This window comes from Rhizobium halophilum, from assembly GCF_021648825.1.
GTDB classification, from domain to species: domain Bacteria; phylum Pseudomonadota; class Alphaproteobacteria; order Rhizobiales; family Rhizobiaceae; genus Neorhizobium; species Neorhizobium halophilum.
Genome location: NZ_JAKJHS010000006.1, coordinates 74,876 through 100,480, shown reverse-complemented (window position 1 = coordinate 100,480; position 25,605 = coordinate 74,876). Strand labels below are relative to the sequence as shown.

Genomic DNA, 25,605 nt, shown 5'->3' with positions numbered 1-25,605 from the left:
CTTGAAACGGTCGGGCGGACTTAGCAAGCCCGCCGCAAAATGTCATCATTGGTCTTGAGCAAAACGGGCGGAACTACCAGCCGCCGCCGCCACCACCACCGCCGCCGCCGCCAGAAAAGCCACCGCCGGAGGAGAAGCCCGAGGACGAGGAACTCGATTTCGGCGCGGGGATGGTGGAGGCGATCGTCGAGGCCATAGACGACGAGAAGCCGCCGATGCGATCTCCGAAATGGCCCATGCCCTGGCCTTCATACCAGGCGGGCGAATAGGATGCGGCTGCCGCCCCTGCGGCGGCCGTTGCCAGCCACGTCTCGAAGGCGCGGCTCCATGGCTTTTCTACGCCGAGCGCTACGGCATAGGGCAGAAGCGTCTCGAAATGCTGCGGCGACATCTCAGGGGCGCCGGCCATGTTCATCCGATCCTTTTCCGCGAGCGTGAGATAGGTGCGCAGTCCCTCGATTCCGTCCATCAATCGGCGGCCAAGCGGCGTCGGCGCGCCCATCAGAAAGAAGAAGATAACGTTGATCAGCACGATGCCGCCGACGGACACCAGAAGCGGCCAGTGGCCGCTGCCTGACAGATCAGCGAGTGTCACGACAAGGACGGTCGAAATGGCAGAAATCGCAACGAGACCGATGAAGCCGAGGATCACGACAGCGATGATCTTGGAGAAAAGGGAACTGCGGCGCCTGAGGTTCTTGCCGAGGCTGACCGCGAAGCCACCGAAGAAGGCGGCAAAGAACACCGGGACCATGAAGACGAAGATCAGGTCGGGCTCGATGTCGCCGAACAGGAACAGGAGAACTAGGGCCGCCACGCTGAGCGCGATGCCACCCATGACGTAGCCGGTGTTGGCGCGGTAATACTTGCCACGATGCTCCTTCTCGATGGCGCGGCGAAAATTCGTCCCGACTGTCTGAACCTTGGTGCCATTCGCCTTGTCGATGATCAGCTGCTCTCCAGCGGCGCCGATATCCTTCAACAGCGCTGCCTGCCCCGCAGGCAGAGGCCCCTGCGTCGTCTTATCGGTCCGCCGGATCGTGATGGAATTCTTCAGGTCCTCAAGCGTCACATAGCCCTTGACGGCGAGATCGATGGCGCTGGCAGAGAGTGCCGTCCAGCCGCCCCCGGAAAAGCCCTGGTTGTCCACGTAGTTGACGAGCGCAGGAGAAAGACCCTCTGGAGGATCCCAGCGAGGCACTATGACACCACCAGCCGGGTCTCGCCCCACCCGCGTCCAGTTGCGCGCGTAGTAGAGCGCAACGAGCGCCAGGCCGCCGAAGCCGAGGATGGCGTTGATGTTGTCGCGCAGCCACCAGCTTCGCTGGTCGGCGGCCGAAGGCGGTGCAATCACGCCCTTCGGCATCCCGACGACGATCGTGAGGCCCTCATTCGGCGCGAGCGGTTTGGTGGTCGAGAAGACGGCGGTGTTGCCGCTCACCCGCATGTTGGCGTCCGTGTCGGCGGCACCCAAGGGCCCGGTATAAGCAACGGTTTCCGTCACCGCTGCGTCGTCCGGAAGCGTGACACGCGCCGAAGCCTGATCGATGCGGAAAATCCAGCCATTGCCGGTGACGTTCCAGTAGAGCTCGTCGTGATCGCCGAAATAGCGGATCTGGCGGTCGGTGCGGTAGGTGATGACATAGGTATATTCGCCGTGGTCAAGGAAGACGTCCTGCGAACCGGTATAGATACGGACGCCGCCGGACATGGATTCCGTATGCCAGTCTTCCGGCTCTCCATCGCGTGTGACGGAGATGACGTCGAAGCCAACCCGGAGCGTCCGTCCCTCGTCATCCTCCATGGTCAGCGGAAAGTCGCGGAATATACCGCGTCGAATGTCATCGCCCTCGGCATTCACCGTGATGGTCTCGGAAACCGTCAGCCCACCATCTGCGGCAACCTGGATGTCGGAATGGTAGGAGCGGATGAACTCCACCGCGCCTGCCGACAAGGTCGTCGCGAACCAGATGAGGACCGGCAGGAGCAGGCGCAGCATGACCTGTCGCCTCAGAACTTGACGGCGGGCACGGCGCGATCGGCGGGGTCTTCTATTTCGAAATACTCCCGCTTGGAGAAGCCGAACTGGTTTGCAATGATGTTGGAGGGGACGCTCTCTACCTTCACGTTCAGGTCACGGGCGGCGCCATTGTAGTAGCGGCGCGACATCTGGATCTCGTGTTCAATCGTTTCCAGCGAGTTCTGCAATTCCAGGAAGTTCTGGTTCGCCTTGAGGTCGGGATAGGCCTCGGCAAGCGCGAAGAGCTTGCCGAGCGCCTGCGACAGCAGGCCTTCCGCCTGGGCGCGCGCCGCTACATCACCCGCAGGAACCGTCTGGGCGCGGTTGCGCAGTTCCACGACCTCCTCGAAGGTGGATTTCTCATGGGCCGCATAGCCCTTCACCGTCTCTATCAGGTTGGGGATCAGGTCGGCGCGACGCTTGAGCTGGACGTCGATGCCCGACCAGGCCTCTTCCGCCATCTGCCGCGACTTGACGAGACTATTGTAGAGAAAGATGCCGTACAGAACGACGAGTACGACGATGGCAAGCAGGATATACATCCAAGTGTCCCCCGAGACAGTAAGCTCGGGCGGACACTAGAAAGCTTTTCTAATAGCGTCAAACGCTGGTGTCAGGCTGCCTCTCGGCCCGTTTGTGCGCCGCCGGCTTCGGTCAGCAGGAAGGCTTCGCCGCAGGCCTTGGCGAGGGTGCGGACGCGCAGGATATAGCTCTGGCGTTCGGTCACGGAAATGACGCCGCGGGCATCCAGCAGGTTGAAGACGTGGCTTGCCTTGATGCACTGGTCGTAGGCAGGAAAGACGCATTTGTGCAGCATCTGGTTCGCATTCGCACCGGGAGCTCCGGCAGCGAGCAGCGCCTGGCATTCCTTCTCGGCGTCGATGAAGTGACGGTGCAGCATGGCCGTATCGGCATATTCGAAATTGTGCCGCGAGTACTCCTGCTCCGCCTGGAGGAAAACGTCGCCGTAGGAGATCTTCTCCTCGCCTTCGCGGCCGTTGAAGTTCAGGTCGTAGACATTGTCGACGCCCTGGACGTACATGGCGAGGCGTTCGAGGCCGTAGGTCAGTTCGCCCGCAACAGGCGAGCACTCGATCCCGCAGACCTGCTGGAAGTAGGTGAACTGCGACACCTCCATGCCATCGCACCAGCATTCCCAGCCCAGGCCCCAGGCGCCCAGCGTCGGGCTTTCCCAATCGTCCTCGACGAAGCGCACGTCGTGCAGCAGCGGGTCCAGTCCGATCGCCTTCAGCGAGCCCAGGTAGAGCTCCTGCAAGTTGGACGGGTTTGGCTTCAGGATGACCTGATACTGGTAATAGTGCTGAAGCCGGTTGGGGTTCTCGCCGTAGCGGCCATCCGAGGGACGCCGCGATGGCTGGACGTAGGCGGACTTCCAGGGTTTCGGCCCAAGCGCTCTAAGTGTGGTCGCGGGATGGAAGGTGCCGGCACCAACCTCCATGTCGTAGGGCTGCAGTACGGCGCAGCCCTTGTCGGCCCAGTAGTTGTGCAGCGCGAGGATCAGCCCCTGGAAGGAGCGGGTCGGGGACATGTGGTCGGGAAGATCGGTCATGAATACAGCCGGCATCTCTACAAATGATGCGGACGAGTGCCACGCAGAGCCGCAGGGGTCAAGGATTTATGCCGCGCGAGCAGCCGGCATCACTCGTCGTCGCGTTTGACGCGATACTCTCCCGTCTCGGGATCTTTCACGAGCGTACCCGACGCACCCGTTTCCTGTTCCTTTCGACGTTCCCGGGAACGCGAGGTGAGCTTCTCCGCATCGGCGACGAACCGCTTGTAGAGGAGCCAACCTCCGCCGACGATCAGTATGAAGACGATCAATTGTACCATGGGCCCGCCTCCCCCTTACCCTACATTCCGTAGCGACCCCACAATGCCTTCTCCTCCAGCGTCTCGGCAAGGCCCGCTACGGCTCCGGCACCGATATCTCCTGCGGCACTGCCGCGCACCACACCAGGGAGACGCCGGCCGAAGATGTTGCGGGCGCCGCCGACCAGCTCCAGGCGTGTTTTCGGGCCGTAGCGGCGCTTCAGCGTCTCGCGCATCTCGCCGATCCCGTCGATCAGCCCCAGGTCGAGGCTTCGCGTCCCGGTCCAGAACAATCCGGAGAATATTGTCGCATCATCCGTTAAGCGGCTGCCCCGACGGTCCTTGACCATGTCGATGAAGACCTTGTGGATCTCCAGTTGCAGTGTCTTGAGATACTCGACATCCCCTTCCTTCTCGGGCTGGAACGGATCGAGGATCACCTTGTTTTCGCCCGCCGTATAGACCCGGCGCTCCACGCCGATCTTGCGCAGCAGCTCAGGGAAACCAAAGCCGCCGGACACCACTCCGATCGACCCTACGACCGAGGTCGGGTCTGCGAAGATCTCGTCGCCAGCAAGCGCGATCATGTATCCGCCGGAAGCCGCGACGTCCTCGACGAAAACGAGGACCTTCTTGTTCTTTTCCTCAGCCAGCGCGCGGATGCGCTGATAGATCAGCCGCGACTGCACCGGAGAGCCGCCTGGCGAGTTGATCGAGATGGCGACAGCCGGCGCGTCTTTCCTAGAGAAAGCCTTCTCCAGCATGGGAGCGACGTTGGCGAGGTTGAGGTTCGGGCGGAACTGGCTGCCGCCGGTCATGATGACGCCCTGCAGCCTGACCACCGGAATGGCAGTTCCTTCCTTACGGAAACGCTTCGGCATCACTCGCGACAACAGACCGGCCATATCAAATCCTTTTCCACAGCTTGTGAAGCCAGATGTATGATCACCAACCGCAAACACAATGGGAATGCCGGCTTTTTCAGCGCCGCCTGGTGGTCCGCCGGGCATAAGCCATACGGCCATTGTTGAGGTCATCGGCTTCGGCCGTGAAGCCGTGGCCTTCTTTTCCATGGAGAAACAGCGGCGCCCGGAAGACGAGTCGGGCACGCGACCCCTTGATGGCTGTCACCAGCAGTCGCGTCGCATCCTCACCCGGGCGCGGGTGGACCACTGTAATCTCCAGACCACCAAAGCGCCTGCCGCAGGCGGCAATGATATCTGCAATGGACTGAGGCCGAGAGATAAGGGACAACTGCCCACCCGGCCGGACAATGGCGCCAGCGGTCTTTATCCAACTTTCGAACAACCCTTCGCTCATGGCATGCGCCTCGGCTTTCAGCACATCCGGCGTCGATCGGTCCCCCGGATCGTTGAACGGGGGGTTCATGATGGCATGGTCATAAAGCTCGTCCGCAAGGCCTGCTGCTACCCTTGCCTTGCCAGTCAGCGTAACGTCCGCCTCCAGAACCTTTACCCGTTCCGCCAAACGAGCATTGTGCGGGAGGTCCAGGGTCTTACGCGCGTAATCAACCATAAGGGAAGACCGCTCCACCAGCAGCACCCTTGCCTGCGGAAGGCGGGATGCAACGGCAAGGCCTGCCGCTCCCGCCCCCGCCCCCAGGTCTGCGACAGTGACCGGACCCGTTGCATTCACCATCGAGGCGAGCAACATAGCGTCGATGCCGGAACGGTGTCCTGTGCCCTTCGGCTGAACAACATGAAACCCTCCACGGTGGAAGGCGTCCACCGTTTCGTTCATGCCCGCCGATCCCGCAGCTCACTTGCGAGTCCGGCATCGTTGAAAATGCGGCGCGCCTCCTCCGCCCGATCGTCCTCCACCAGCAGGCGGCGCGGTAAAAGGCCTAGCGACCCCTCCAGTACGCTCATGGTCTGGTCGGCAATCATGCAGTGAATGCCGGCGTCCCGCATCAGGCTCTCAGCGAAGGAGAGCAGGACGGCATCATTGGTCCGAATGATTTCCTGCATGGATCTGATTTCACATTTCAATGTTTGGCAATTTGCGTCGGGGACGGTATAGGGCCAGTTCTATAGACCGTCACGGCATTTGAACAGGAGAACGGATCCTTGGGCGTCGTCGTATCGCTTGAAGAAGGCAAGAAGAAGCCGGCTTCCGTCAAGCCTCTCGTGGACCTGACCAGGGCCGACATGGAGCGCGTCAACCAGTTGATCCTCTCTAAAGCCGGCTCGGACGTGCAGATGATCCCGGAAGTGGCCAACCACCTGATCTCCTCAGGCGGCAAGCGCCTGCGCCCCATGTTGACGCTCGCGGCAGCTTCCATGTTCGGTTACGACGGCGACCACCATGTGAAGCTGGCGACCAGTGTCGAGTTCATGCATACGGCCACCCTGCTGCATGACGACGTGGTGGATGAGAGCAATTTGCGGCGTGGCAAGTCGACCGCGCGTACGATCTGGGGCAATCAGGCAAGTGTGCTGGTTGGAGACTTCCTCCTCGGCCAGGCTTTCCGCATGATGGTAGACGTCGGTTCACTCGACGCGCTCGATGTCCTGTCGACCGCTGCCGCGGTGATTGCCGAAGGCGAAGTGCTGCAGCTCTCCGTCGCCAAGAACATGGAGACAACCGAGGACGACTACCTGTCCGTCATCCGCGCCAAGACGGCGGCACTCTTTGCCGCCGCAGCCGAAGTCGGCCCGATCATAGCCAAGGCAGACAAGTCCAGCCGTGCGGCACTGCGCTCCTTTGGCATGAACCTTGGATATGCATTCCAGATGGTCGATGATGCGCTGGATTATGGCGGGACCGCAGCCAGCCTGGGCAAGAATGTCGGCGATGACTTTCGCGAGGGTAAGATCACGCTACCCGTTATTCTTGCCTTCCGGCGTGGCACGGCAAACGAGCAGGCTTTCTGGCGAAAGGCCATCGAAGGCGGCGAAAGTTCAGACCAGAATCTCGAGCAGGCGCTTCAACTGATCCAGAAGTATGACGCCCTCAACGACACCATTGCACGCGCCCTCCACTATGGGACGATCGCCCGTGACGCCCTAGCACCGCTGCCCGCCTCGTCGCACAAGGCCGCGTTGATGGAAGTAATCGACTTCTCCATTCAGCGCGTGAACTAAGGCAGACGCTCGATCGAGATTTCTTGCGGCGCGGCTTCAAAAAAGCCATGCTGTGGGTGAATCAATCGGTGCGGGACGTGCTGGCGACAGCCGCTGCGTCACGTTAGCGAAAGGCACCTTTTTCATGCGGCAACATCTCAATTCTCTCCTGCTCTCCAGCGCTGCGCTGGCAATGGCTCTCTTGCTTGCGACCGCGTCGAACGCAGCGACGCCTGAAGCAAAGCCTGCGGAAGAGGCCGTGACCTTCGAACCCGCAAAAGTGCAATCCTTCGCAGGCGCCTTCCTGGCAGCGCGTACGGCAGATGTGGATGCCGATTACGAGACCGCGATCACCCTTTATCGCAAGGCACTGGAATTCGATCCGGCCAATCTGGAAATACGCGAACGGCTGATGATCTCGCTTTTGCTCGCGGGACATTTTGAGGAGGGTCTGGCAGAGGCCGAGGCTCTCAAGGAGGACGTTTCCGTAGAGCGGATCACCACGCTCGTCCGAGCTCTTGACGCCATTCGGGACGAACGATTTGCAGACGCCAAGGAACTCGCCGCCTATAGCGGACCCAACGATCTTGATCGACTAACGCAGACGCTGATTGGCGCGTGGGCGGATGTGGGCGCGGGCAAGGGTAAACGTGCGCTTGAAACCATCGAGCAGATGGAGGGGCCCGACTGGTTCAAAGTTTTCACCCAGTTCCACATGGGAGCGATGGCGATTGAAATGGGCGACGCGGGTACGGCACGCAAGCATCTAACAGCTGCCATCACCAATCAGGAGGCTGTGGCCACGGCGCCAGACACCTTCATGCGGGCAGTCATGGCACTTGCACGGCTTGAAGCTGAAAACGGGAACAAGCAGAAGGCTCTTGATGCTATATCCGTCGGCGAGGAGATGATCAGCAACTATGCGCCGCTCAAGGCGCTTAGGGAGAGCATTGAACGGGGCGAGAAGCCGGAACAGCAAATCACGACCGCCGTCGAGGGCGCTGCCGCGGTACTGTTCTCCGTCGGAGCCGCGCTCAATCGCCAAGGGGCGGAGGACATGGTGTCGCTCTACCTGCAGGTATCGCATGCGCTCGATCCAGACAGCGCCGATACCCTCATCCTGCTGGGAGGCATCGCCGAAAAGCTGGAGCAGCCGGAGCGTGCCATCGGATACTATCAGAAGGTGCCTGACGATTCCCCGATGCAGCGCATTTCCGAATTGCAGCTTGGGCTCGCCCTCGCGGGAACCGGAGAGGTAGAGGAGGCACGCGAGCACCTCAAGGCGCTGATCGCATCCGATCCATCCGACCTGCGCAGCTACCTTGCCTATGGCAGCGTCCTTTCCGATGCCAAGGATTATGAAGCCATGGCCGCGAACTACGACAAGGCGGTGGAGGTGATCGGACCGGTCCCCGATCGGGGCGACTGGACGATCTTCTTCCAGCGAGGCATCGCTTATGAGCGGCTGAAGGCGTGGGACAAGGCGGAACCCAACTTCCGCAAAGCCTTGGAGCTCAACCCGGACCAGCCGCAGGTGCTGAACTATCTAGGGTATTCCTGGGTGGACATGAATCGGAACCTGGAAGAGGGATTGGACATGATCCGCCGCGCAGTGGAACTGCGCCCTGACGACGGTTACGTCGTCGATTCGCTGGGCTGGGCCTACTTCCGCCTAGGACGCTTCGAAGAAGCCGTGTCGGAACTGGAGCGCGCGGTTCAACTTCGCGCTGGCGACGCAACGATCAATGACCACCTTGGAGATGCCTATTGGCGCGTGGGCCGTAAGCTGGAGGCGGTCTACCAGTGGAATCGCGCCCTGATCTCGGAAGGAGAAGACGTTAATCGCGAGGAGATCAAGGAGAAGATCGCCAACGGATTGCCGCCGCTCGACCCAACCGCAACAACGGCGGACGGAAGTCGTAAGGAGCCTGTCGCTCCCGCACCGGTCCCGGCACAGCCGACTGACAACAAATCCTGACGGGCATGCTGGCGTCTCCCGGATTGCAGGACGATCCGACGGTGGAGATCGTCGAGTTCGCTCCGGCAAAGATCAATCTTGCCCTTCATGTGGTGGGGCAGCGGCCGGACGGATACCACCTTCTGGAAAGTGTGGTCACCTTTGCTAACATCGGCGACAGCGTGAGCTTCGCTGCCTCGGAAGAAGATCGTTTCAGCGTATCGGGCCCTTTTTCCGCCGCCCTCGCAGGTGATCTTGACAACAACCTGGTGGTTGAGGCGCGAAACCGCCTTCGCCAGAAGCTTTCTGCGGAAGGTTTGGCGGCACCGCCCGTCGCCATCCATCTCGAAAAACACCTGCCGGTTGCTTCCGGGATTGGAGGCGGTTCCGCTGATGCAGCCGCCAGCTTGCGGGGGCTCCTTCGCTATTGGCGGCTGGAGAAAGCCGGTATCGACCTTGCGGAGCTCGCGCTCTCGCTGGGCGCGGACGTACCCATGTGTCTTGCGGGTAGACCGGCACTTGTCGGTGGAGTCGGCGAGAAACTACAGCCTTTGCCTGATCTTCCCAGCCTGGCGCTCCTGCTTGGCAATCCGCTGGTTGCCGTTTCGACACCTGCGGTATTCTCCCGGCTCCGCAACAAGCAGAACCCGCCGATCCGCACGATCGGGAACAGCGACTGGATCGGCCGGCTTTGCCAGTTGCGCAATGATCTCGAGACACCGGCGCGTGAACTTGCAAAAGAGATTGGCGACGTTTGCGACCTGATCGCCTCTCAGGGGGCCTCCTTGACGCGCATGTCCGGCTCAGGCGCCACGTGCTTCGGCATCTTCGCTTCCCTCGCACAAGCGGAGCAAGCGGCAGAGCGGCTTCACGCCCTCAAGCCGGAATGGTACTTCCGAGCAACGACGACCATCGCGGGGTCCGTAGCATGAACCTTCCTGTCAATGATCGTCCCTTTGTTCCGGTGGGCATCGCCGTACTGACGGTATCCGATACCCGCACACTGGCAGACGACAAATCCGGCGCGACGTTGGCTGAACGCATCGCCAGCGCCGGGCATCGGCTAGTGGCGCGGGCCATCTCGCCCGACGATAAGGAAGCGATCGCCGCTCAGGTTCTTTCCTGGACGCTAGACCCCGAAATCGATGTGGTGATCACCACCGGCGGGACAGGTTTCACCGGCAGGGACGTGACGCCAGAGGCCCTGGAACCGCTGTTCGAAAAGCGAATGGAGGGATTCTCGCAGGTCTTTCACCGCATTTCCTACGACAAGATCGGCATCTCAACGATCCAGTCCCGTGCGACCGGCGGCGTTTTGAACGCCACCTTCATCTTCGTGCTGCCGGGCTCCCCCGGGGCCTGCAAGGACGCTTGGGACGGTATCCTGGCGGCGCAGCTCGACTATCGGCACATGCCCTGCAATTTCATACAGATCATGCCGCGGCTCGACGAGCACCTGCGACGAAGCGGCAGCTAGCGACAGGCCGAGGCGGCAGACCTTGCAAATCGAGCTGGGATAATTCCGCTGCGGAGCGTCACGGCTCTTGCTGCGCGGCTGAGGGCATTCAGGTCCATCCCCTGCTGTACCAGCGTCTGCGCCTTGTTCTTCGGCAGCAACAACCCGTGCTCCAGTGGCGAGGCGCGGCTGATCAGGCGCTGCAGCAAAGGACGCCGGTGATGGCGCAAAAGGGAAAAACGGGCAGGCTGCCTGTTGACTGCTACATACTCCGCCACCTCCTCTACCCAGCCCGCCTGCGGACGCGCACCCGCCTCCAGGAGGAGAACCCAGTCGCCTCGCACTGTCTGTAGAACCTCGCCAATTTTCCAGTCTGCGTAGAAGCTACAACCGGCCGCATCAGCGACGCGCGACGAGGCGTCGGCGGAGCCATTATCCAGAACTACGACATCCCGGACCAACCCTTCGACGGCGGCGGAAACCAGCACCATCAACGTCTGGGCCAGTTCCGATTCCTGGTCGTGGCACTCCATCAAGACTGTCAGCATCAACCACATCTAACGCATCGCGGCAGGGATTTCCACAGGGAGAAATTCCCGCATTTTGTTCTTGCATTGTTCTCTTTTTCATCCTACCTTCGGAGACATCGAATGAAGGGGAGCATCCCCCTTGGAGCCTCACATGAACGAGCTGTCCCATTTGAGGCAGGCTGCTTTCGCGCCTGCCCACGCGGCAGATATTGCCGATGCGCTGGTGAATTCGTCCGGCTTGCGCATTGATGTCGATCGCCGCCGCGGGCGGGGTGCCGGGCTAAACCCAAGCGGCCGGTTCGAAGAGGAACGCCGGGAGACAGTCGACGACGGTTGGCAGACACTTGAGGATCTCGCTCCGTTTCGCACCGAGGTGCAGGTGGAAAAGCCACGGACGGCGATTACGCGCAATGAATCGCCCGACATTTCCTTCGATCGTTCAATCAACCCCTATCGCGGCTGCGAGCATGGTTGCATCTATTGTTTTGCCCGCCCCACCCACAGTTTCATGGGGCTATCCCCGGGCCTCGATTTCGAGGCCAAGCTGTTCGCCAAGCCGGACGTGCCGAAGCTCCTGGAAAGGGAACTCAGCCGGAGCGACTATAAGGTACGGGCGATCGCGATCGGTACCAATACGGATCCTTACCAGCCGATCGAACGGGAATGGCGCGTCATGCGGCAGATCCTCGAGGTGCTCCAGAAAGCCAACCACCCGGTGGCAATCGTCACGAAGTCGGCGCTCATCATGCGCGACATCGACATCCTCTCGGACATGGCATCGCGGGGGCTGGCAAAGGTAGGAATTTCCGTTACCACGCTCGACCGAAAACTGGCCCGCAACATGGAGCCGCGCGCTTCGACGCCGACGAAGCGTCTGGAGGCGATCAAGGCACTGACGGATGCTGGTATACCGACGGCAGTGATGGTCGCGCCCATCATCCCTGCCCTCAACGATCACGAGCTCGAGCGCATTCTGGATGCAGGGCACGCCGCGGGCGCTGCCGAGGCAAGCTACGTGCTGCTGCGGCTGCCGCTGGAAGTCAGCCCGCTGTTTCGCGACTGGCTGCTGCGCAACTATCCGGATCGATACCGGCACGTGATGTCACTGGTGCGCTCCATGCGTGGTGGCAAGGACTATGACGCCGACTTCACGAAGCGCATGAAAGGCACAGGCCCATATGCCTGGCAGATCGGTCGCCGCTTCGAGATGGCGACCAAGCGGCTGGGAATGGGCCGTCGCGGGCTGCCGCTGCGCGACGACCTGTTCACTCGGCCAGACGGCGGCGGCATTCAGTTGTCGCTGCTTTGACCATTCACCCATTGCCGGAGCATGACCGCTCCGGCATTTTCGGCTCGGACGCCGCCTCCGTCCGCCGCCGGAATGCCCCGGCCCCGCCTCCCGTGGCGGGACAGTGTGCCGCATCACACGTGCCGGGGCTTGCAGGAGATCGGGAGGGCGTGCAAGGCTGCCGCCATGTTGTCTCGCACGTCCCCCGATTCTCCGCTTCTTTTCGAAGAGGTTCCGCTCTTTCCCGATTTCAGTCTGGAGCTGGCGGCGAGGAAGGCCGGTCATTGGCCTGTTGCTGGCACTGACGAGGCAGGCCGTGGTCCGTTGGCCGGCCCGGTGGTCGCCGCAGCCGTTATTCTGGATCCCGATAGCATCCCGGAAGGGCTGAACGACTCCAAGCAGTTGACGGCGTCAAAGCGTGAAAATTTGTTCGAGGTCATCATGGCGACGGCCGAAGTCTCCATCGCCGCTTCGGGGCCACGACATATCGACGAGCGGAATATTCTCAGAGCGAGCCTCGACGCTATGCGGCGCGCCGTGGCGGGCCTCGCCGTCAGCCCAGCCTATGTGCTGACCGATGGCCGCGACATCCCTCCTGGCCTCTGCTGCCATGGGAAGGCGGTCATACAGGGCGATGCTCGGTCCGTCTCGATTGCCGCCGCTTCGATCATCGCCAAGGTGACGCGGGACCGCATGATGGCACGCGCCCATCAGGTCTTCCCGCTTTACGGCTTCCAGAAGCACGCAGGCTACGCAACGCCGCAGCATCGCGCAGGAATCGAGGCGCATGGCCCATGCGCACTGCACCGCATGACTTTCCGGCCCCTGCGCAAAGACGACCTGCCGCAGTAGCTGCGACTGCTAAGAACCACCCTCTTCCCGCCACAAAAAAAGCCGCGCGATGCGCGGCCTTTTTATCGTCCAGTTCCTGCCAGTTCAGTTCAGTCGAGACTGCACCTTGTGCAGAGAGTCCTTGAACAAAGCATCCTGCTTGTCGGTGTCGATCTTCTTGGCGATGACATCCTCGGCGGCGGAAATGGCCAGATCAACAGCAGCGGAGCGGACAGCCGCGATGGCATCAGCTTCAGCCTGATGGATCTTCTGCTCGGAGAGTGCGGTGCGGCGCGCCACGAACTCTTCCGTCTTCTGCTTGGCTTCTTCGGTCATCATGGCCGCTTCGCGCTCGGCGGCGGCTACGATCTGTGCAGCTTCGGCCTCCGCTTCCTTGCGCTTGCGCTGATACTCAGCAAGCAATTGCTGAGCTTCTTCACGCAGGCGTTTGGCTTCGGCAAGCTCATTGCGGATGTTGTTGGAGCGCTCGTCGAGCGACTTGCCGATCATCCCCGGAACCTTCAGGTAGGCCAGAAGGACGAAGAAGAGGATAAGGCCGACGAGGGCAAAGAATGTTGCGTCGAGAGCCATGGATCAGGCCTCCTTGGGGGATGCTGCGGCGACAGCAGCCTTGATGTCGTCTGCGCTGGCCTTGGAACCGATCAACTGATCAACGATGGCAGACGCCGTTTCTTCAGCGATAGCGCCAACCTGGGCGAAAGCCTGGGCCTTGATCTCACCGATCCGAGCTTCTGCTGCTTTAAGCTTCTGTCCTAGTTCCGCCTCGATGGCGGCGCGGTCGGCAGCAGCCTTCGACTTAGCAGCTTCGCGGGCAGTTTCCCCGATGGCGCCGGCCTTAGCACGGGCATCTGCCAGCTCTCTTTCATATGTCGCAACCGCAGCATCGGCTTCAGCCTTCGAGCGGGAAGCCTCATCGAGATCCTGCGCGATGCGGTCATGACGCTGCTCGAGAATACTCCCGAGGCGTGGAACCAACACCTTCTGCATCAGAAGATAGAAGAGACCGAAAGTAATGACGAGCCACAGAAGCTGCGAAGGGTAGGTCGTAGCGTCAAAAGGCGGAAAAGGACCGGTCGCGTGAGCGTCGTCATGCGCAACACCGGTTTCCGTGTGTACTTCGCCCGCAGGCACAGTGCCCGGCGCTTCAAGCGTCTCTGTGGCTTCCGGCGCGGTCTGCGCAAATGCCGAAGTCACGAACATCATCACCTCCAGGTGGATACCAAATGCAAAGGATCACGGCACGCAGACGGCGGCCGTGATCCAGAACCCGATGCCGTTATTAGACGGCGAACAGGAGAAGGAGAGCAACGAGCAGCGAGAAGATGCCCAGAGCTTCCGTAACGGCGAAGCCGAATACCAGACGGCCGAACTGGCTGTCAGCGGCAGACGGGTTGCGCAGGGCGCCCGACAGGTAGCTGCCGAAGATGTTGCCGAGGCCGAGAGCCGTACCGGCCATACCGAAGCAAGCCAGACCTGCACCGATGAACTTTGCTGCTTCCGCTTCCATGTGAGAACTCCTTGAATGGGTTGTTGCGGCTGATGACTGACGCCTCAGGACGCCAATGTGGTTATTCCTTAGTGCCCGCCTGGGTGGACAGCGTCATTGAGGTACATGCAGGTGAGGACCGCAAAGACATAGGCCTGGAGGAAGGCGACGAGGAATTCGAGACCCGTCAGGGCGACGGTCATGATGAGTGGTAGGATCGCGCCGCCGATGCCGAGCGCACCCAAGGCGCCGAGCGAGGCAACGAATCCGGAGAAGACCTTCAGCGTGATGTGTCCAGCCAGCATATTGGCGAAGAGACGCACAGACAGCGAGATCGGACGGGACAGGAACGAAATGATTTCGATCGCAACGACCAACGGCAAGAGAACACCCGGAACGCCGCTCGGGATGAACACATTCAGGAAGTGAAAGCCGTGCTTGTAGAAGCCGTAAACGAGAACCGTTCCGATCACGAACAGCGACAAGGCGAAGGTGACGACGATCTGGCTCGTGACGGTGAAGAAATAGGGGAACATGCCGAGCAGGTTCGCCGTAAGGATGAACATGAACAGCGTGAAGACCATGGGGAAAAACTTCATCCCTGAGCTTCCCGCACCTTCCCGCAACATTCCGGCGATGAATTCATAGGACATTTCGGCAACCGACTGTGCCCGGCCCGGGATCAGCCCACGTTGCGATGTCGCGAAATAAAGGAAGCCGGCGGCGCAAGCGACCGTGGCAACCATGAACAGCGATGCATTGGTGAAGGAAAAGTCCATCCCGCCGATTTCGATCGGGACGATCTTGCTGATCTGGAACTGATGGGTCGGATCGTTAGCCACCGTCTACCTTCTTTCTACCTTCACTCGCCATAGCCGCGCCCGCCTCTTAGGCGATATTACGACTTTGGCCCCTTGCCCTGCTTGCTATTGAAGGCAGGCGGCGTCGCCACCATTCCCACGGCCCGCAGAACATTCAAAACCCCGGCGCAAAACCCGAGCAGGAGAAGAATCACCAGTCCCCACGGTCCCGTACCGGCAAAACGGTCGAGAAGATAGCCGAGCATGGCGCCAACGGCGATTGCGGCTATGAACTCCGAAGAGATCTTCAGACCAAGTGCCATCCCTCGACGGCTTTCCTCGCTCTGCGCGTCCCGCTTCGCCTCGGCTGCTTCTTCGACGCCCCGCTCTGCCAGTTCAGCAGATAGACGCCGACGGCGCTGCTCCAGACTCTCGTCCCGATTATCCGTCATTAGCGAGCACCCCTACCGATCTCACCGCATCCTACGGTCTTCGGACCGTCCGATCCGTACGAAACATGCAGACAGCGAGGGATTTCGCGCCTTCCGGCCCGTTTTCAAGTCGGGCGCAACATAGTTTTGAGCGGCTGCATAGTCAAGGCATACGAAAGCACTGCAGCAACATGCATAAAGTTCATGTTATCAACGGCTTAGATGGATCCGATGTGACTGCGGCAAATCTTCCAGTGGAATCAGCGGGTGGAGTCTACGGCCTCAGCTCCAGCCACCTCCGTGAGTGCGGTAGAAGATGTGTAGGCCGATCCGACCGACCTTCTCCATGGATCTCGCCCATTTCGGCCGCACGTAGACAGCGTGATAGTGGGTTGAGGAGCCGACCTCTTTCAGCCAGATCTTGCCGGCCGTTACCGCCATGGCAACCTCGCGCGCCATCTTCCAATGGTACCTGGAGCGGATGCGATCGCGGATGTTGTCGCAGGCAAATGAGAACTGGCAGCGATTTCGCCAGTCTTTGTTCTGGTAGACCACATCGCAGACGGTTTTCGGGTAGGCCGGATTGCGGACCCGATTGAGAATCACCTGCGCGACAGCCGCCTGTCCCCGAGCGGACTCGCCGCGAGCCTCGAAATAGATGCCGGAGGCCAGGCACTGTTGTTCGCGCGCGGAGAAAGCCACAGGCGGCAGCGGGACGGCAGCCCAGGCATGATCTTGTGGAGAGATCGGCGCGATGAAGCGTCCCGCTTCCGGCTTCTTCAGGATTGCATCGAACGGCGACTGGCGAGCAAAGTCAGGCTCCTTCGGAGCGTAAGCCGTTGCCAGGACATCAGCTTCGTCATTCGTCACCAGACCTGCCACCACCGGCATCAGGTTATGGGCCGGCTTTTCGTCCTTGCGGAAGTAGAAGGACGCGAGTTCGATCTGCTTGGCAGCCTTGCCGGGCTTGGCGAAGGCTGCAAGCTCCTCCTTCGTCTCCAGCGGACGCGTCAGGGCACTGGTGCGCTGGAGAACGGAGCCGGCGCTGAAGGCTTTCGGTGGTTGCATCGGCTCGACGGCAACGATGCGGCCCTTCTTGTACTTTCGGTTGACACGATCCTCGTCCGGCGTCGTCTCCGCGCCTTCGGAACTGCTGGCGAAAGCCACCTTTCGTCCGTCGGGTAGCTTTACTCCCGTACCGGCAGGAAGTGCCCGTTCCATGGCGGGAAAGGCAACCTCAGAGGAGTGAATGGAGCCCGCGGGAGAATCGGTCAGGACAACACGCCATCTCTGGCCTGCGTCCATCCCGGACAAGAGATCCGAAAGGTCGCCATGTGCGGCAATGGAGGGGAAGCCGAGCCAGCATGCCACGCCAAACACTGCGGGGGCCATCCAGGCGTCTGCACGAACGCGGGACTTGCGACTCAAAACGCCAATCGAACGCAAAACAGCAACTCCAGGGGACACGAGAACAACGCCCCGGAGAATCAATCATTAACCTTGATGCTCGGTTAACGGCACGCCCTCACACCCTTTGGTTTCCAGCAAACAGTGCCACCTCACGTAAATGTCAGATGGTCCGTTCCCCTCGCAGTGCATTCAGGTCATCAGACATCGAAGACGCAGCCGCGCGCTGTGGGAAGGATACCGGTTATTCGAAGACAATGGCGGGAGCCGCCCGTACCGTTCGTCCCTGCAGTTGGTCCCAGGTTTTCGCAGCGATCTCCAGATAAACAGTTGCTGCAGTCCCACCGGGGTCCGACACCACCACCGGGGTGCCAGCATCTGACGTCTCCCGGATCTCCATCGTCAGGGGAACCTCTCCGAGAAAGGGAACCCCAATGCGCTCAGCTTCGGCTTGGGCACCGCCATGACCGAAAATGTCGTAGCGGGCACCTGTATCGGGAGCCACGAAGTAGCTCATGTTCTCGATGATGCCAAGAATGGGCACTTCCACTTTGCCGAACATGGCGATCGCCTTGCGGGCATCAATGAGCGCCAAGTCTTGAGGTGTAGAGACGACCACGGCGCCGGCAAGGGGAACCTGCTGCGCAAGCGTCAACTGCACATCGCCGGTGCCTGGAGGCATGTCGACAACCAGGACATCGAGATCACCCCAAGCGACCTCGCGCAGCATCTGCAGGAGGGCCGACTGGACCATCGGTCCGCGCCAGATCATCGCGGTGGCCTCGTCCACCAGAAACCCCATGGACATGGCCTTCAAACCATAGTTTTCCATCGGTACGATGATCCGGTTCTCCACCTGCCGGGGGCGCCCGGAGATCTTCAAGAGGCGGGGGATCGAGGGTCCGTAGATATCCGCATCCAGGATACCTACCCGCAGACCATTCTCCTGCAGACCAAGGGCAAGATTGACCGCTGTCGTCGATTTACCCACACCACCTTTGCCTGATGCAACAGCAATGATTGCACCGAGTCCCGGGATACCAGCCTTGGACGAGCGAGGCTGAGGCGACTGCGGCGTGGGCCCGGAGGCGGACCTTCCCTGCGGTGCCGGCGTCGCCGAAGGGCTTTCGCCTTTGCGGTCGGCCGTGAGCGTCACCACGGCCCCCTTCACACCGGGTATTTCCTTGACCGTGCGTTCCGCTGCCGTCCGCAGCGGCTCCAACTCCTTCGCCCGCGCCGCTGGCACCGTGATGGAAAAATAGATCTTGTTATCGGCAATGAAGATGTCGGAGACCATGCCGAGAGCCACGATGTCGCTCTCCAGATCCGGGCCGCGCACTTTCCTGAGCGCATCCAGCACCTGTTCTTTCGTAACCTCGGGCATAACGAACTCCTGTCGACTGACATTCGCATCCATGTCTGCGACGCTTTATAGGAGGTGGCTGCAGGCTCCCGCAACCTCTATGGACACCATCCGACGCGGCTGCCTGTGGGCGGCTGCCTAGTCGAAGGGTGGCGCTGCGCATTTGAAGCGAAGGGCTGGCGGTGCGCCTACTTGATGAGACCTGCGCGCAGCGCCTTGGCAACAGCCTGCGCTCTGTTGACAGCATCAACCTTCTTGGCGGCGCGGTTGAGGTAGTGGTTGACCGTATGCTCCGAAAGCCCAAGGATTTCGGCAATCTCAGCGCTGGTTTTTCCCGCAGCAGTCCAGTTCAGGCAGTCTATTTCGCGATCGGTAAGGGTATCGGTGGAGCGAAAGGTGGCGTTGCGAATCTGCCGGAGGCATTCATAGACATGGATCGCTATGTACCCGAGTTCCATCATCTGCTGTGTTGTAACAAGACGGTCTTCCCATGCCCAAGCAATAGCTCCCCTTAGGCTGGTTCCGTCCTGAACAGGAAAGTAGGCCCAGTGAAGGAGCGCATGCTCCCGGAAAAGGGTCTCTGAGCGAGTATCACCTCGCTCTTTCGTGACGCCCTCCATATCGAACAGGAAGGGCAGGCTGGAGTCCCGCAAACGTTTTAGCACCGGGCTTGAAGACAGCAGGTTTTCACGATCGAAAGCTGCGATCAGATCAGCCGGCAAGTTCGTGATCACCGTGCTTGCCGAAAGCGTCAGCGTTGTGAGGGGCGGCAAATTTACCACCATGAACGCTCGAGCACCGTAATCTTCCATGACGCGCTTCATGAAGCGGAAGACATCGAACTGGGTCTTCAGCCCGGGGATCTCTTGGAGCTTCAGTTCTATCGACTCTTGCTGAACGAATTTTTCCAATTGCGGCATGGCCGAATTCCCGCTTCTACAATCATCGCCGCCCGTCCGGCGAACGCAGAATCATATGTTGATTGGCAACCTTAGGCTGTCTGAAAGAGCAGGTTCGCCGTGAAAACGATAGGACGCGAATACACAGCAGAGGTATGCCCAAAGTTGTTTCTTGGCAATTCTTATTCCTGACACAGCATCGGCTTCTCCAGCTTCGCTCCATGTTCCACACCAGCGACAGCGACCGCCTTGTCATCATCATCTTCCCACGACACATTGCCCCCACTTCGAATCCAGGAGACCGTCATGGCGGCAGAGCCTTCCCATCAAAGCCAAATTCTCTCGTCCACCGTCTGCGAGCTCGGCGAGGGCCCAAGCTTCGAGCTGGAAACAGAGACGTTGTGGTGGTTCGACATTCTGGGAAAGACGCTGCATGAACTGCACGTGCCCTCGCGGGCCGCGCGCGCACACCGGCTACCTTTCATGGCGAGTGTGGTGGCTCGAATCGACGATGAACGACAGCTGCTGGCGACGGAGGAGGGCCTCTTCATACGCGACCGTGCCAGCGGCGAACTTTCGCTCTACTGCGAGCTGGAAACCGATGAACCCGATAACCGATCCAACGACGGGCGCGTCCATCCCAGCGGCAGCCTGTGGATCGGGACAATGGGCAAGGACGCCGAAGAGGGAGCAGGCGCAATCTATCATGTGGCAGAGGCAAAGCCGACGCTGCTCTTTGAGAACGTGAGCATTCCAAACTCCATTTGCTTCTCACCCGATGGGACGACTGGCTATTTCGTCGACACCAGGATCAATCACCTGATGCACGTTCCATTAGATCCTGCCACGGGCCTCCCCAGAGAACCTGCGCTCGTTTTAGCCGATACGAGCGCTCGTCCTGGCGGCATGGATGGGTCGGTCTGTGACTCAAGGGGAAATATCTGGAATGCGAGATGGGGTGCGGGGACAGTGGATTGCTACAGCGCCGCCGGCAAACTGCTGGCAAGCCATGTCTCACTGGCAAAGCGGACGACTTGCCCCGCCTTCTATGGCGTGGACCTGAACAGGCTGGCGCTCACGTCAGCATGGGAAGGTTTGAGTGACACCGAACGACGAGAGGATCCCTTGGCGGGACAGTTGTTCTGCCTCACGCCCGGCGTGTCCGGAACGCCCGAGGCCTCCTTCAAGCTCTAGGCCATCAGCTGGGCACGATTACAAAACTGGCGTGTCAGGCGAAGGGGTCTGACCAGGGAATGCATGGACGCATCTGATGCGGCGGTGCCGCCTTCTCTTCCAGCGACCCTGTGCTGGCTTGTGCTTCAAACCGGCACTAGTTCGCGATAATGCTTCTGCAGATAAACAAGCGTCGACGCAGCATCGGCGGGTCTGCCATAGTGATACCCCTGCCCCATCTCGCAGCCGAGCCCCTTGAGCTTTTCCGCATCCGCGTGGCTCTCGATTCCCTCGGCTACCACCTGGAGCCCCAAACCGTCGCACATTGCCAGAATGGCCTTGACGATATGTTCTGAGGCGCGATCCGTCGTGATCTGCGACACAAAGGCCCGGTCGATCTTCACCTTGTCGAACGCAAAGTCGCGCAGTCGGCCGAGACTCGACTGGCCTGTACCGAAGTCATCGAGCGAGATCTTGACCCCTTGCCCGCGCAGGTCGGCGAGGATGCGCTCGGCGGTTTCGGCGGAGGTCATCACCGCAGTCTCGGTGATTTCCAGTTCCAGGCGGTGTGGGGCAAGTCCCACCCGATGGAGAATGGAAAGGATGCTTTCGCTTGTTCCAGGGTCCATGAGTTGTGCCGAGGACAGGTTGAACGACAGGAACACATCACGTGGCCATGAAAGAGCAGCCTCAGCAGCCTTGCGAAGAAGGGTTTCGGACAAGGCATCGATGAAGCCTCGCTCCTCGGCCAGTGGTACGAAGACAGAGGGTGCGACGAAGCCAAGGTCGGGGTCATTCCACCGCGCCAAAGCCTCGAATCCTACTGTCACCCCATCGACGAGGCGAACAATCGGCTGGAAGTGGGCGTCAACAGCGTCAGCAATCACTGCCGTGCGCAGCGCCTGCTCCAGTTGTGTCGTCCGCTTCATCTCATGTGCGATTTCGCGGGTATATACGGTGATCTGCCCCCGCCCTCGCCGCTTCGATTGGTACAGTGCCGTTTCCGCGCTTTCCAGCAACGTCTCGAATTCATCACCTGCGAACGGATAAACGGCAAAGCCGAACGAGGCGGAGAGACGGACATGGCGGTCTCCCAGATCATAGGGTGCAGACAGGACATCCCTCATCATCTGACCGATCCGCTCGGCACCGCTGCGCTCGAAAATCAGAGGCAGAACGAATGCGAACTCGTCTCCATCGTGGCGAGTTACGGTCGCGCCTTCCGGCACGCATGCCTTCAACCGGTGTGCAACCTGACAAAGGATTTCATCGCCTGCTTCAATGCCGAAAAGATCGTTGATCGGCTTAAACCCATCAAGGTCAGCGATACAGATGGTGAAGGGCGCGGGATCCTGCGCACGCTCCGCCGCCAGCAGCCGCACCTTGTCCCGTAGCCGGTGGCGGTTCCCAAGACCCGTGAGCGGATCACTGTACGCCATTGCCTGCAGCTCTTTCTTGCTGACCTGCGGCGACACACCATTCGCCGACATCATGAAATCCGATACTTTGTAAACATTCTTGAGAAGATGGCGCACAAAGATTAACAAATTACATTCAGCCCCAAGTCAAAAGACCAGCGTTTTCAGTAATTTAGTTAGAATTACCTCACAGAAGCTGCAGTGGTGTCAGCGCAGGCGCCATCAGTTGCGAATTTTCCGTGGACGAGAACGTTTCTCACCAGCCAAGGGAGCGAGCATGCCGTCGGGCATCAATCTTCCCTGAAAACTCTGCATCTGACGCCACAGTTTGCAGCCAGCCCTTTCCAAGCCGTCGGAAATCCGTGAAAATCGTAGAATGGTCGTCAAGCTTCTTCCAGAAACCCTCATCAACCAGATTGCCGCCGGCGAGGTCATCGAGCGACCGGCCAGTGCCGCAAAGGAGTTGATCGAAAACGCGATCGATGCCGGGGCAACGCGAATCGAGATCGCGACCGCCGGAGGCGGCAAGAGCCTGCTGCGGATCACCGACAATGGCTGCGGCATGGATGCCAGCGACCTGGAACTTGCGGTGCGGCGGCATTGTACCTCGAAGATCGACAGGACGCTGGACGATATCCATACGCTCGGCTTTCGAGGGGAAGCTCTTCCGTCGATCGGCTCTGTTGCAAAGTTGACCATCACCAGCCGGTGTGTTGGCGACAGACAGGGGTCGCAGGTGTCGGTTGTGGGGGGAACCACCTCACCCGTTCGCCCTGCCCCCGCGAACCAGGGCACGGTAGTCGAGGTGCGCGACATTTTCTTCGCCACGCCGGCGCGCCTTAAATTCCTGAAGTCGGAGCGAGCGGAGGCCGGCGCGATTACGGAGATGGTGAAGCGGATGGCGATCGCCTTTCCGGCGATCCGCTTCGTGCTTTCCGGTCCGGACCGTTCGACGCTCGAGCTTCCCTCGACAGGCGACGATCCGCTGGCGCGGATTGCACAGATTCTCGGCCGCGAGTTTAAAGACAATGCCATCGAGATCGATGCCGCGCGGGAGGATGTTCGCCTTACCGGCTTCGCCGGGTTGCCGACCTTCAACCGGGGCAACTCCGGGCATCAGTATGCCTTCGTCAATGGGCGCCCCGTCCAGGACAAGCTGATCCTGTCGGCCATCCGCGGAGCCTATGCCGAGACGGTGCCCTCCGGGCGCTATCCGGTGGCGGTGCTGTCCATTACGCTCGACCCGGCGCTGGTCGACGTCAACGTTCATCCGGCAAAGGCAGACGTCCGGTTTCGCGACCCCGGCCTGATCCGCGGCCTGATCGTCGGTGCCATCAGGGAGGCATTGGGACGCGAGGGCAGCCGCGCTGCAACCACCAGCGCGAACGGCTTGGCGGGCGCCTTTCGGCCAGGCTATGCCGCGCCGCCGCCATCCACTCCTTGGGCTCCGCAAAGCTCTCCTTCACGTCCACTGACGCCCGCATACGGCTTTGCGGAAAACCAACAAGCGGGCTTCGACAGCTTCACCGCCCCGGCTGCGCGGGCAGACACCGTATCCAACCCCGACCCCGGCGCGAGTGATCACCAGAATAGTGCGCAATACCGTCTCGGTGCTGCGCGCGCCCAATTGCACGAGAATTACATCGTGGCGCAAACAAACGATGGCCTGGTGATCGTCGATCAGCATGCGGCGCATGAGAGACTTGTGTTCGAAGCGATGCGAAAGGCGCTCGATAGCGGACGCTTAGCATCTCAATCGCTCCTGATCCCGGAGATCGTGGATTTGCCGGAAGAAGATTGCGACCGATTAATGGCCTTTGCCCAGGAACTCGATCAATTTGGGCTGGCGATCGAGCGCTTCGGTCCCGGAGCCATTGCCGTCCGGGAAACGCCGGCGATGCTGGGTGAAATCGACGCCACCGGCATGGTTCGCAATCTTGCCGACGAGGTGGCGGAATGGAGCACCGCCGGCGGGCTACGCGCCAAGCTTGAACATGTTGCCGCCACCATGGCCTGCCACGGATCCGTCCGTTCCGGCCGCCGCCTGCGACCAGAGGAAATGAATGCGTTGCTCCGCCAGATGGAAGTGACGCCGGGCTCGGGGCAATGCAACCACGGACGCCCAACCTATATCGAGCTGAAGCTAGCGGACATCGAGCGATTGTTCGGCCGCAGCTAACGGAAGAGGGCAGCCGAAAGGGGTGGCGCCACGGCGAGACCCGCGATAAAGCGAAGAGATGATTTTCGGCAGGAGAAAAGGGATGAACCGGTTCGAGGGAAGCGGAAATCGGGAAGCAAAGATCCGGTATCTCGATGGCGACTACCAACTGGTCAGTGCGGGGTCTTATGTCACCTGCGCCGTCACCGGCGTCCAAATCCCGCTTGACGAGCTCCGCTATTGGAGCGTTGCCCGCCAGGAAGCCTATGCCGACGTTGCAGCCTCGCTGGAGGCCGACAAGCGCGCGGGCGTGCTGCCGATCCAGTCACGCCCATAGCGGTCTTTGTCTCAACCCGCCGTTCGATTGTCCGCAAGCCGCCTCTTCCGATAAGCAGCCATCGCAAGGTCGATGATATGGTTTGGCGCATGTGGGTCGTCGAATGTCATCTCGACCTCGACCACACGAAGCTTCTGCAAGAGCGCCTCTGCTGATCGGTGGCCGCCAGCAAGGCGAACGGCATCCTTTGCGGTTGCGACCGGAAGAAGCCCCTGCCGATCGGCGTCGGCGATCAGATCGGCAACCTCATCCTCGCTGAAGTAGTGATGATCTGGAAACGACCGGCGCTCCACCAGTGTCGCCCCCAGCGCTCCGACGGTACGATAGAACTTTTCCGGGTCGGCAATGCCGGCGAAGGCCAGAACGGACTGTCCTTCGAGTTCCGGAGCCGGTTGCGGCACAAGGGAGGCGACGTAGAAAGGTTTGCCTGCACGGGCAGCCTGTCGCACCAGTGCATCGGCGGCATCGCCGTTACCTACCTTCAGGATCGCCGACAGGTGACGCATCTGCTCTGTGATCGGCGCCCGCACCGGCCCGCCTGGAACGAGATGGCCATTGCCAATTCCGCGAACGCTGTCGATGACGATCAACGCGAAGTCGATGGCAATACGCGCGCTCTGGAAGCCATCGTCCATGATGATCAGGTCGACCCCCTCGGCAACCAGCCTCTGAGCTCCCTCGACACGCCTGCGGGAGATCGCCGTGGCCGCCTCGCGTGCCAGCAGCAGCGCCTCGTCGCCCACGGCACCGGCGCGATGGTGATCGGCATCAACGATTGTCGTCACATCCAGAGAGCCGCCATAGCCCCGGCTTAGGAACCCGGGCTTCAGCCCACGCTGCTTGGCTGCGCGTGCGAGTGCAATCGCCGTCGGCGTTTTGCCCGCACCTCCAACGGTAAAGTTGCCGACGCAGATGACTGGTGCAGGTACGCCTACCCGTTTGCCCTTGGAGAGGCGTCGGCCTGAGATCTTGCCGTACAGAAAGGACACCGGCGCAAGGCTCCAGGCGCGCCAATCCGCCTTCTCCCACCAGAACGGTGGCGCTTCTGACGCCATGAACTCATCTCCACTTTCACCTTAAACCGCGGGCAACAAATGGGAGTTTCTGTGAAAAGGCA

The 25,605-nt window shown here is 60.7% G+C and carries 27 protein-coding genes; 9 read left to right on the top strand and 18 right to left on the bottom strand.

All coding sequences use genetic code 11. The features are described from left to right. Positions 1–73: 73 nt before the first annotated feature. From LXM96_RS13135 to LXM96_RS13105, 7 genes are all read right to left on the bottom strand, one after another. Entirely contained in the window at positions 74–1,999 is a 1,926-nt protein-coding gene (locus tag LXM96_RS13135) for a DUF2207 domain-containing protein (protein ID WP_239999008.1), read from the bottom strand. A gap of 11 nt (positions 2,000–2,010) precedes the next feature. Next, positions 2,011–2,562, bottom strand: a complete 552-nt coding sequence (locus tag LXM96_RS13130) for a LemA family protein (protein WP_239999007.1) — start codon at positions 2,560–2,562, stop codon at positions 2,011–2,013. Positions 2,563–2,633: 71 nt separating this feature from the next. Next, a complete protein-coding gene (locus tag LXM96_RS13125; protein ID WP_239999150.1) occupies positions 2,634–3,569 on the bottom strand; it encodes a glycine--tRNA ligase subunit alpha in 936 nt (311 codons plus the stop codon). A 110-nt stretch (positions 3,570–3,679) separates the two neighbouring features. Further along, positions 3,680–3,871, bottom strand: coding sequence for an NfeD family protein (locus LXM96_RS13120; RefSeq protein ID WP_239999006.1), 192 nt, complete (start codon positions 3,869–3,871; stop codon positions 3,680–3,682). Positions 3,872–3,891: 20 nt separating this feature from the next. Continuing rightward, complete coding sequence (locus tag LXM96_RS13115; RefSeq protein ID WP_239999005.1) at positions 3,892–4,755, bottom strand: S49 family peptidase; 864 nt, start codon at positions 4,753–4,755, stop codon at positions 3,892–3,894. A 76-nt stretch (positions 4,756–4,831) separates the two neighbouring features. Next, entirely contained in the window at positions 4,832–5,611 is a 780-nt protein-coding gene (locus LXM96_RS13110; protein WP_239999004.1) for a tRNA1(Val) (adenine(37)-N6)-methyltransferase, read from the bottom strand. Continuing rightward, entirely contained in the window at positions 5,608–5,838 is a 231-nt protein-coding gene (locus tag LXM96_RS13105; RefSeq protein ID WP_239999003.1) for a putative signal transducing protein, read from the bottom strand. Before LXM96_RS13105 ends, LXM96_RS13110 begins: the two co-directional genes overlap by 4 nt. 99 nt (positions 5,839–5,937) lie before the next feature. Between LXM96_RS13105 and LXM96_RS13100 the strand changes: the two genes are divergently transcribed. From LXM96_RS13100 to moaB, 4 genes are all read left to right on the top strand, one after another. Continuing rightward, on the top strand, positions 5,938–6,954 hold the full coding sequence (locus tag LXM96_RS13100; protein ID WP_239999002.1) for a polyprenyl synthetase family protein: 1,017 nt from the start codon (positions 5,938–5,940) through the stop codon (positions 6,952–6,954). A 124-nt stretch (positions 6,955–7,078) separates the two neighbouring features. Further along, positions 7,079–8,911: a tetratricopeptide repeat protein gene (locus LXM96_RS13095; RefSeq protein WP_239999001.1), complete on the top strand. Its 1,833-nt coding sequence runs from the start codon at positions 7,079–7,081 to the stop codon at positions 8,909–8,911. A gap of 5 nt (positions 8,912–8,916) precedes the next feature. Continuing rightward, positions 8,917–9,822: a 4-(cytidine 5'-diphospho)-2-C-methyl-D-erythritol kinase gene (locus LXM96_RS13090; RefSeq protein ID WP_239999000.1), complete on the top strand. Its 906-nt coding sequence runs from the start codon at positions 8,917–8,919 to the stop codon at positions 9,820–9,822. After that, on the top strand, positions 9,819–10,367 hold the full coding sequence (gene moaB / locus LXM96_RS13085) for a molybdenum cofactor biosynthesis protein B (RefSeq protein ID WP_239998999.1): 549 nt from the start codon (positions 9,819–9,821) through the stop codon (positions 10,365–10,367). Before LXM96_RS13090 ends, moaB begins: the two co-directional genes overlap by 4 nt. Here the strand turns inward: moaB and LXM96_RS13080 are convergent. Beyond that, positions 10,364–10,894, bottom strand: a complete 531-nt coding sequence (locus tag LXM96_RS13080; protein ID WP_239998998.1) for a glycosyltransferase family protein — start codon at positions 10,892–10,894, stop codon at positions 10,364–10,366. The two genes, moaB and LXM96_RS13080, sit on opposite strands and share 4 nt — an antisense overlap. A gap of 133 nt (positions 10,895–11,027) precedes the next feature. On the opposite strand from LXM96_RS13080, the gene LXM96_RS13075 reads away from it, so the two are divergent. Both LXM96_RS13075 and LXM96_RS13070 read left to right on the top strand, forming a co-directional pair. Further along, on the top strand, positions 11,028–12,185 hold the full coding sequence (locus tag LXM96_RS13075; RefSeq protein WP_239998997.1) for a PA0069 family radical SAM protein: 1,158 nt from the start codon (positions 11,028–11,030) through the stop codon (positions 12,183–12,185). 165 nt (positions 12,186–12,350) lie between these two features. Continuing rightward, on the top strand, positions 12,351–13,016 hold the full coding sequence (locus LXM96_RS13070) for a ribonuclease HII (protein WP_239998996.1): 666 nt from the start codon (positions 12,351–12,353) through the stop codon (positions 13,014–13,016). Positions 13,017–13,100: 84 nt separating this feature from the next. Here the strand turns inward: LXM96_RS13070 and LXM96_RS13065 are convergent, their stop codons facing one another. The 8 genes from LXM96_RS13065 to LXM96_RS13030 form a co-directional block, all read right to left on the bottom strand. Continuing rightward, complete coding sequence (locus LXM96_RS13065) at positions 13,101–13,586, bottom strand: F0F1 ATP synthase subunit B (protein WP_239998995.1); 486 nt, start codon at positions 13,584–13,586, stop codon at positions 13,101–13,103. Positions 13,587–13,589: 3 nt separating this feature from the next. Continuing rightward, the gene (locus tag LXM96_RS13060) at positions 13,590–14,216 is read right to left on the bottom strand and encodes a F0F1 ATP synthase subunit B (protein WP_239998994.1); all 627 of its coding nucleotides are present in this window, start codon (positions 14,214–14,216) and stop codon (positions 13,590–13,592) included. A 79-nt stretch (positions 14,217–14,295) separates the two neighbouring features. Further along, positions 14,296–14,523 (bottom strand): F0F1 ATP synthase subunit C, encoded by a 228-nt coding sequence (locus LXM96_RS13055; protein ID WP_003588243.1) that lies wholly within the window; start codon positions 14,521–14,523, stop codon positions 14,296–14,298. Between the two features lie 68 nt (positions 14,524–14,591). Continuing rightward, a complete protein-coding gene (locus LXM96_RS13050; RefSeq protein ID WP_239998993.1) occupies positions 14,592–15,344 on the bottom strand; it encodes a F0F1 ATP synthase subunit A in 753 nt (250 codons plus the stop codon). A 56-nt stretch (positions 15,345–15,400) separates the two neighbouring features. Next, a complete protein-coding gene (locus LXM96_RS13045) occupies positions 15,401–15,754 on the bottom strand; it encodes an AtpZ/AtpI family protein (protein ID WP_239998992.1) in 354 nt (117 codons plus the stop codon). A gap of 261 nt (positions 15,755–16,015) precedes the next feature. Continuing rightward, the gene (locus tag LXM96_RS13040; RefSeq protein WP_394801957.1) at positions 16,016–17,161 is read right to left on the bottom strand and encodes a cell wall hydrolase; all 1,146 of its coding nucleotides are present in this window, start codon (positions 17,159–17,161) and stop codon (positions 16,016–16,018) included. A 223-nt stretch (positions 17,162–17,384) separates the two neighbouring features. After that, positions 17,385–18,524: an Mrp/NBP35 family ATP-binding protein gene (locus tag LXM96_RS13035; RefSeq protein ID WP_239998990.1), complete on the bottom strand. Its 1,140-nt coding sequence runs from the start codon at positions 18,522–18,524 to the stop codon at positions 17,385–17,387. A gap of 167 nt (positions 18,525–18,691) precedes the next feature. Then, on the bottom strand, positions 18,692–19,423 hold the full coding sequence (locus LXM96_RS13030) for a helix-turn-helix transcriptional regulator (protein WP_239998989.1): 732 nt from the start codon (positions 19,421–19,423) through the stop codon (positions 18,692–18,694). A gap of 285 nt (positions 19,424–19,708) precedes the next feature. Here LXM96_RS13030 and LXM96_RS13025 point away from each other — a divergent pair, with 285 nt between their 5' ends. Then, positions 19,709–20,596, top strand: coding sequence for an SMP-30/gluconolactonase/LRE family protein (locus LXM96_RS13025; protein WP_239998988.1), 888 nt, complete (start codon positions 19,709–19,711; stop codon positions 20,594–20,596). A 125-nt stretch (positions 20,597–20,721) separates the two neighbouring features. Here LXM96_RS13025 and LXM96_RS13020 read toward each other — a convergent pair whose 3' ends face one another. Then, positions 20,722–22,068, bottom strand: coding sequence for a putative bifunctional diguanylate cyclase/phosphodiesterase (locus LXM96_RS13020; protein WP_239998987.1), 1,347 nt, complete (start codon positions 22,066–22,068; stop codon positions 20,722–20,724). A 301-nt stretch (positions 22,069–22,369) separates the two neighbouring features. Between LXM96_RS13020 and mutL the strand changes: the two genes are divergently transcribed. Both mutL and LXM96_RS13010 read left to right on the top strand, forming a co-directional pair. After that, entirely contained in the window at positions 22,370–24,172 is a 1,803-nt protein-coding gene (mutL, locus tag LXM96_RS13015; protein WP_239998986.1) for a DNA mismatch repair endonuclease MutL, read from the top strand. An 82-nt stretch (positions 24,173–24,254) separates the two neighbouring features. Then, positions 24,255–24,488 (top strand): DUF2093 domain-containing protein, encoded by a 234-nt coding sequence (locus LXM96_RS13010; RefSeq protein ID WP_239998985.1) that lies wholly within the window; start codon positions 24,255–24,257, stop codon positions 24,486–24,488. An 11-nt stretch (positions 24,489–24,499) separates the two neighbouring features. On the opposite strand, the gene lpxK is transcribed toward LXM96_RS13010, so the two are convergent. Beyond that, complete coding sequence (gene lpxK / locus LXM96_RS13005; protein ID WP_239998984.1) at positions 24,500–25,543, bottom strand: tetraacyldisaccharide 4'-kinase; 1,044 nt, start codon at positions 25,541–25,543, stop codon at positions 24,500–24,502. Positions 25,544–25,605 lie beyond the last annotated feature (62 nt).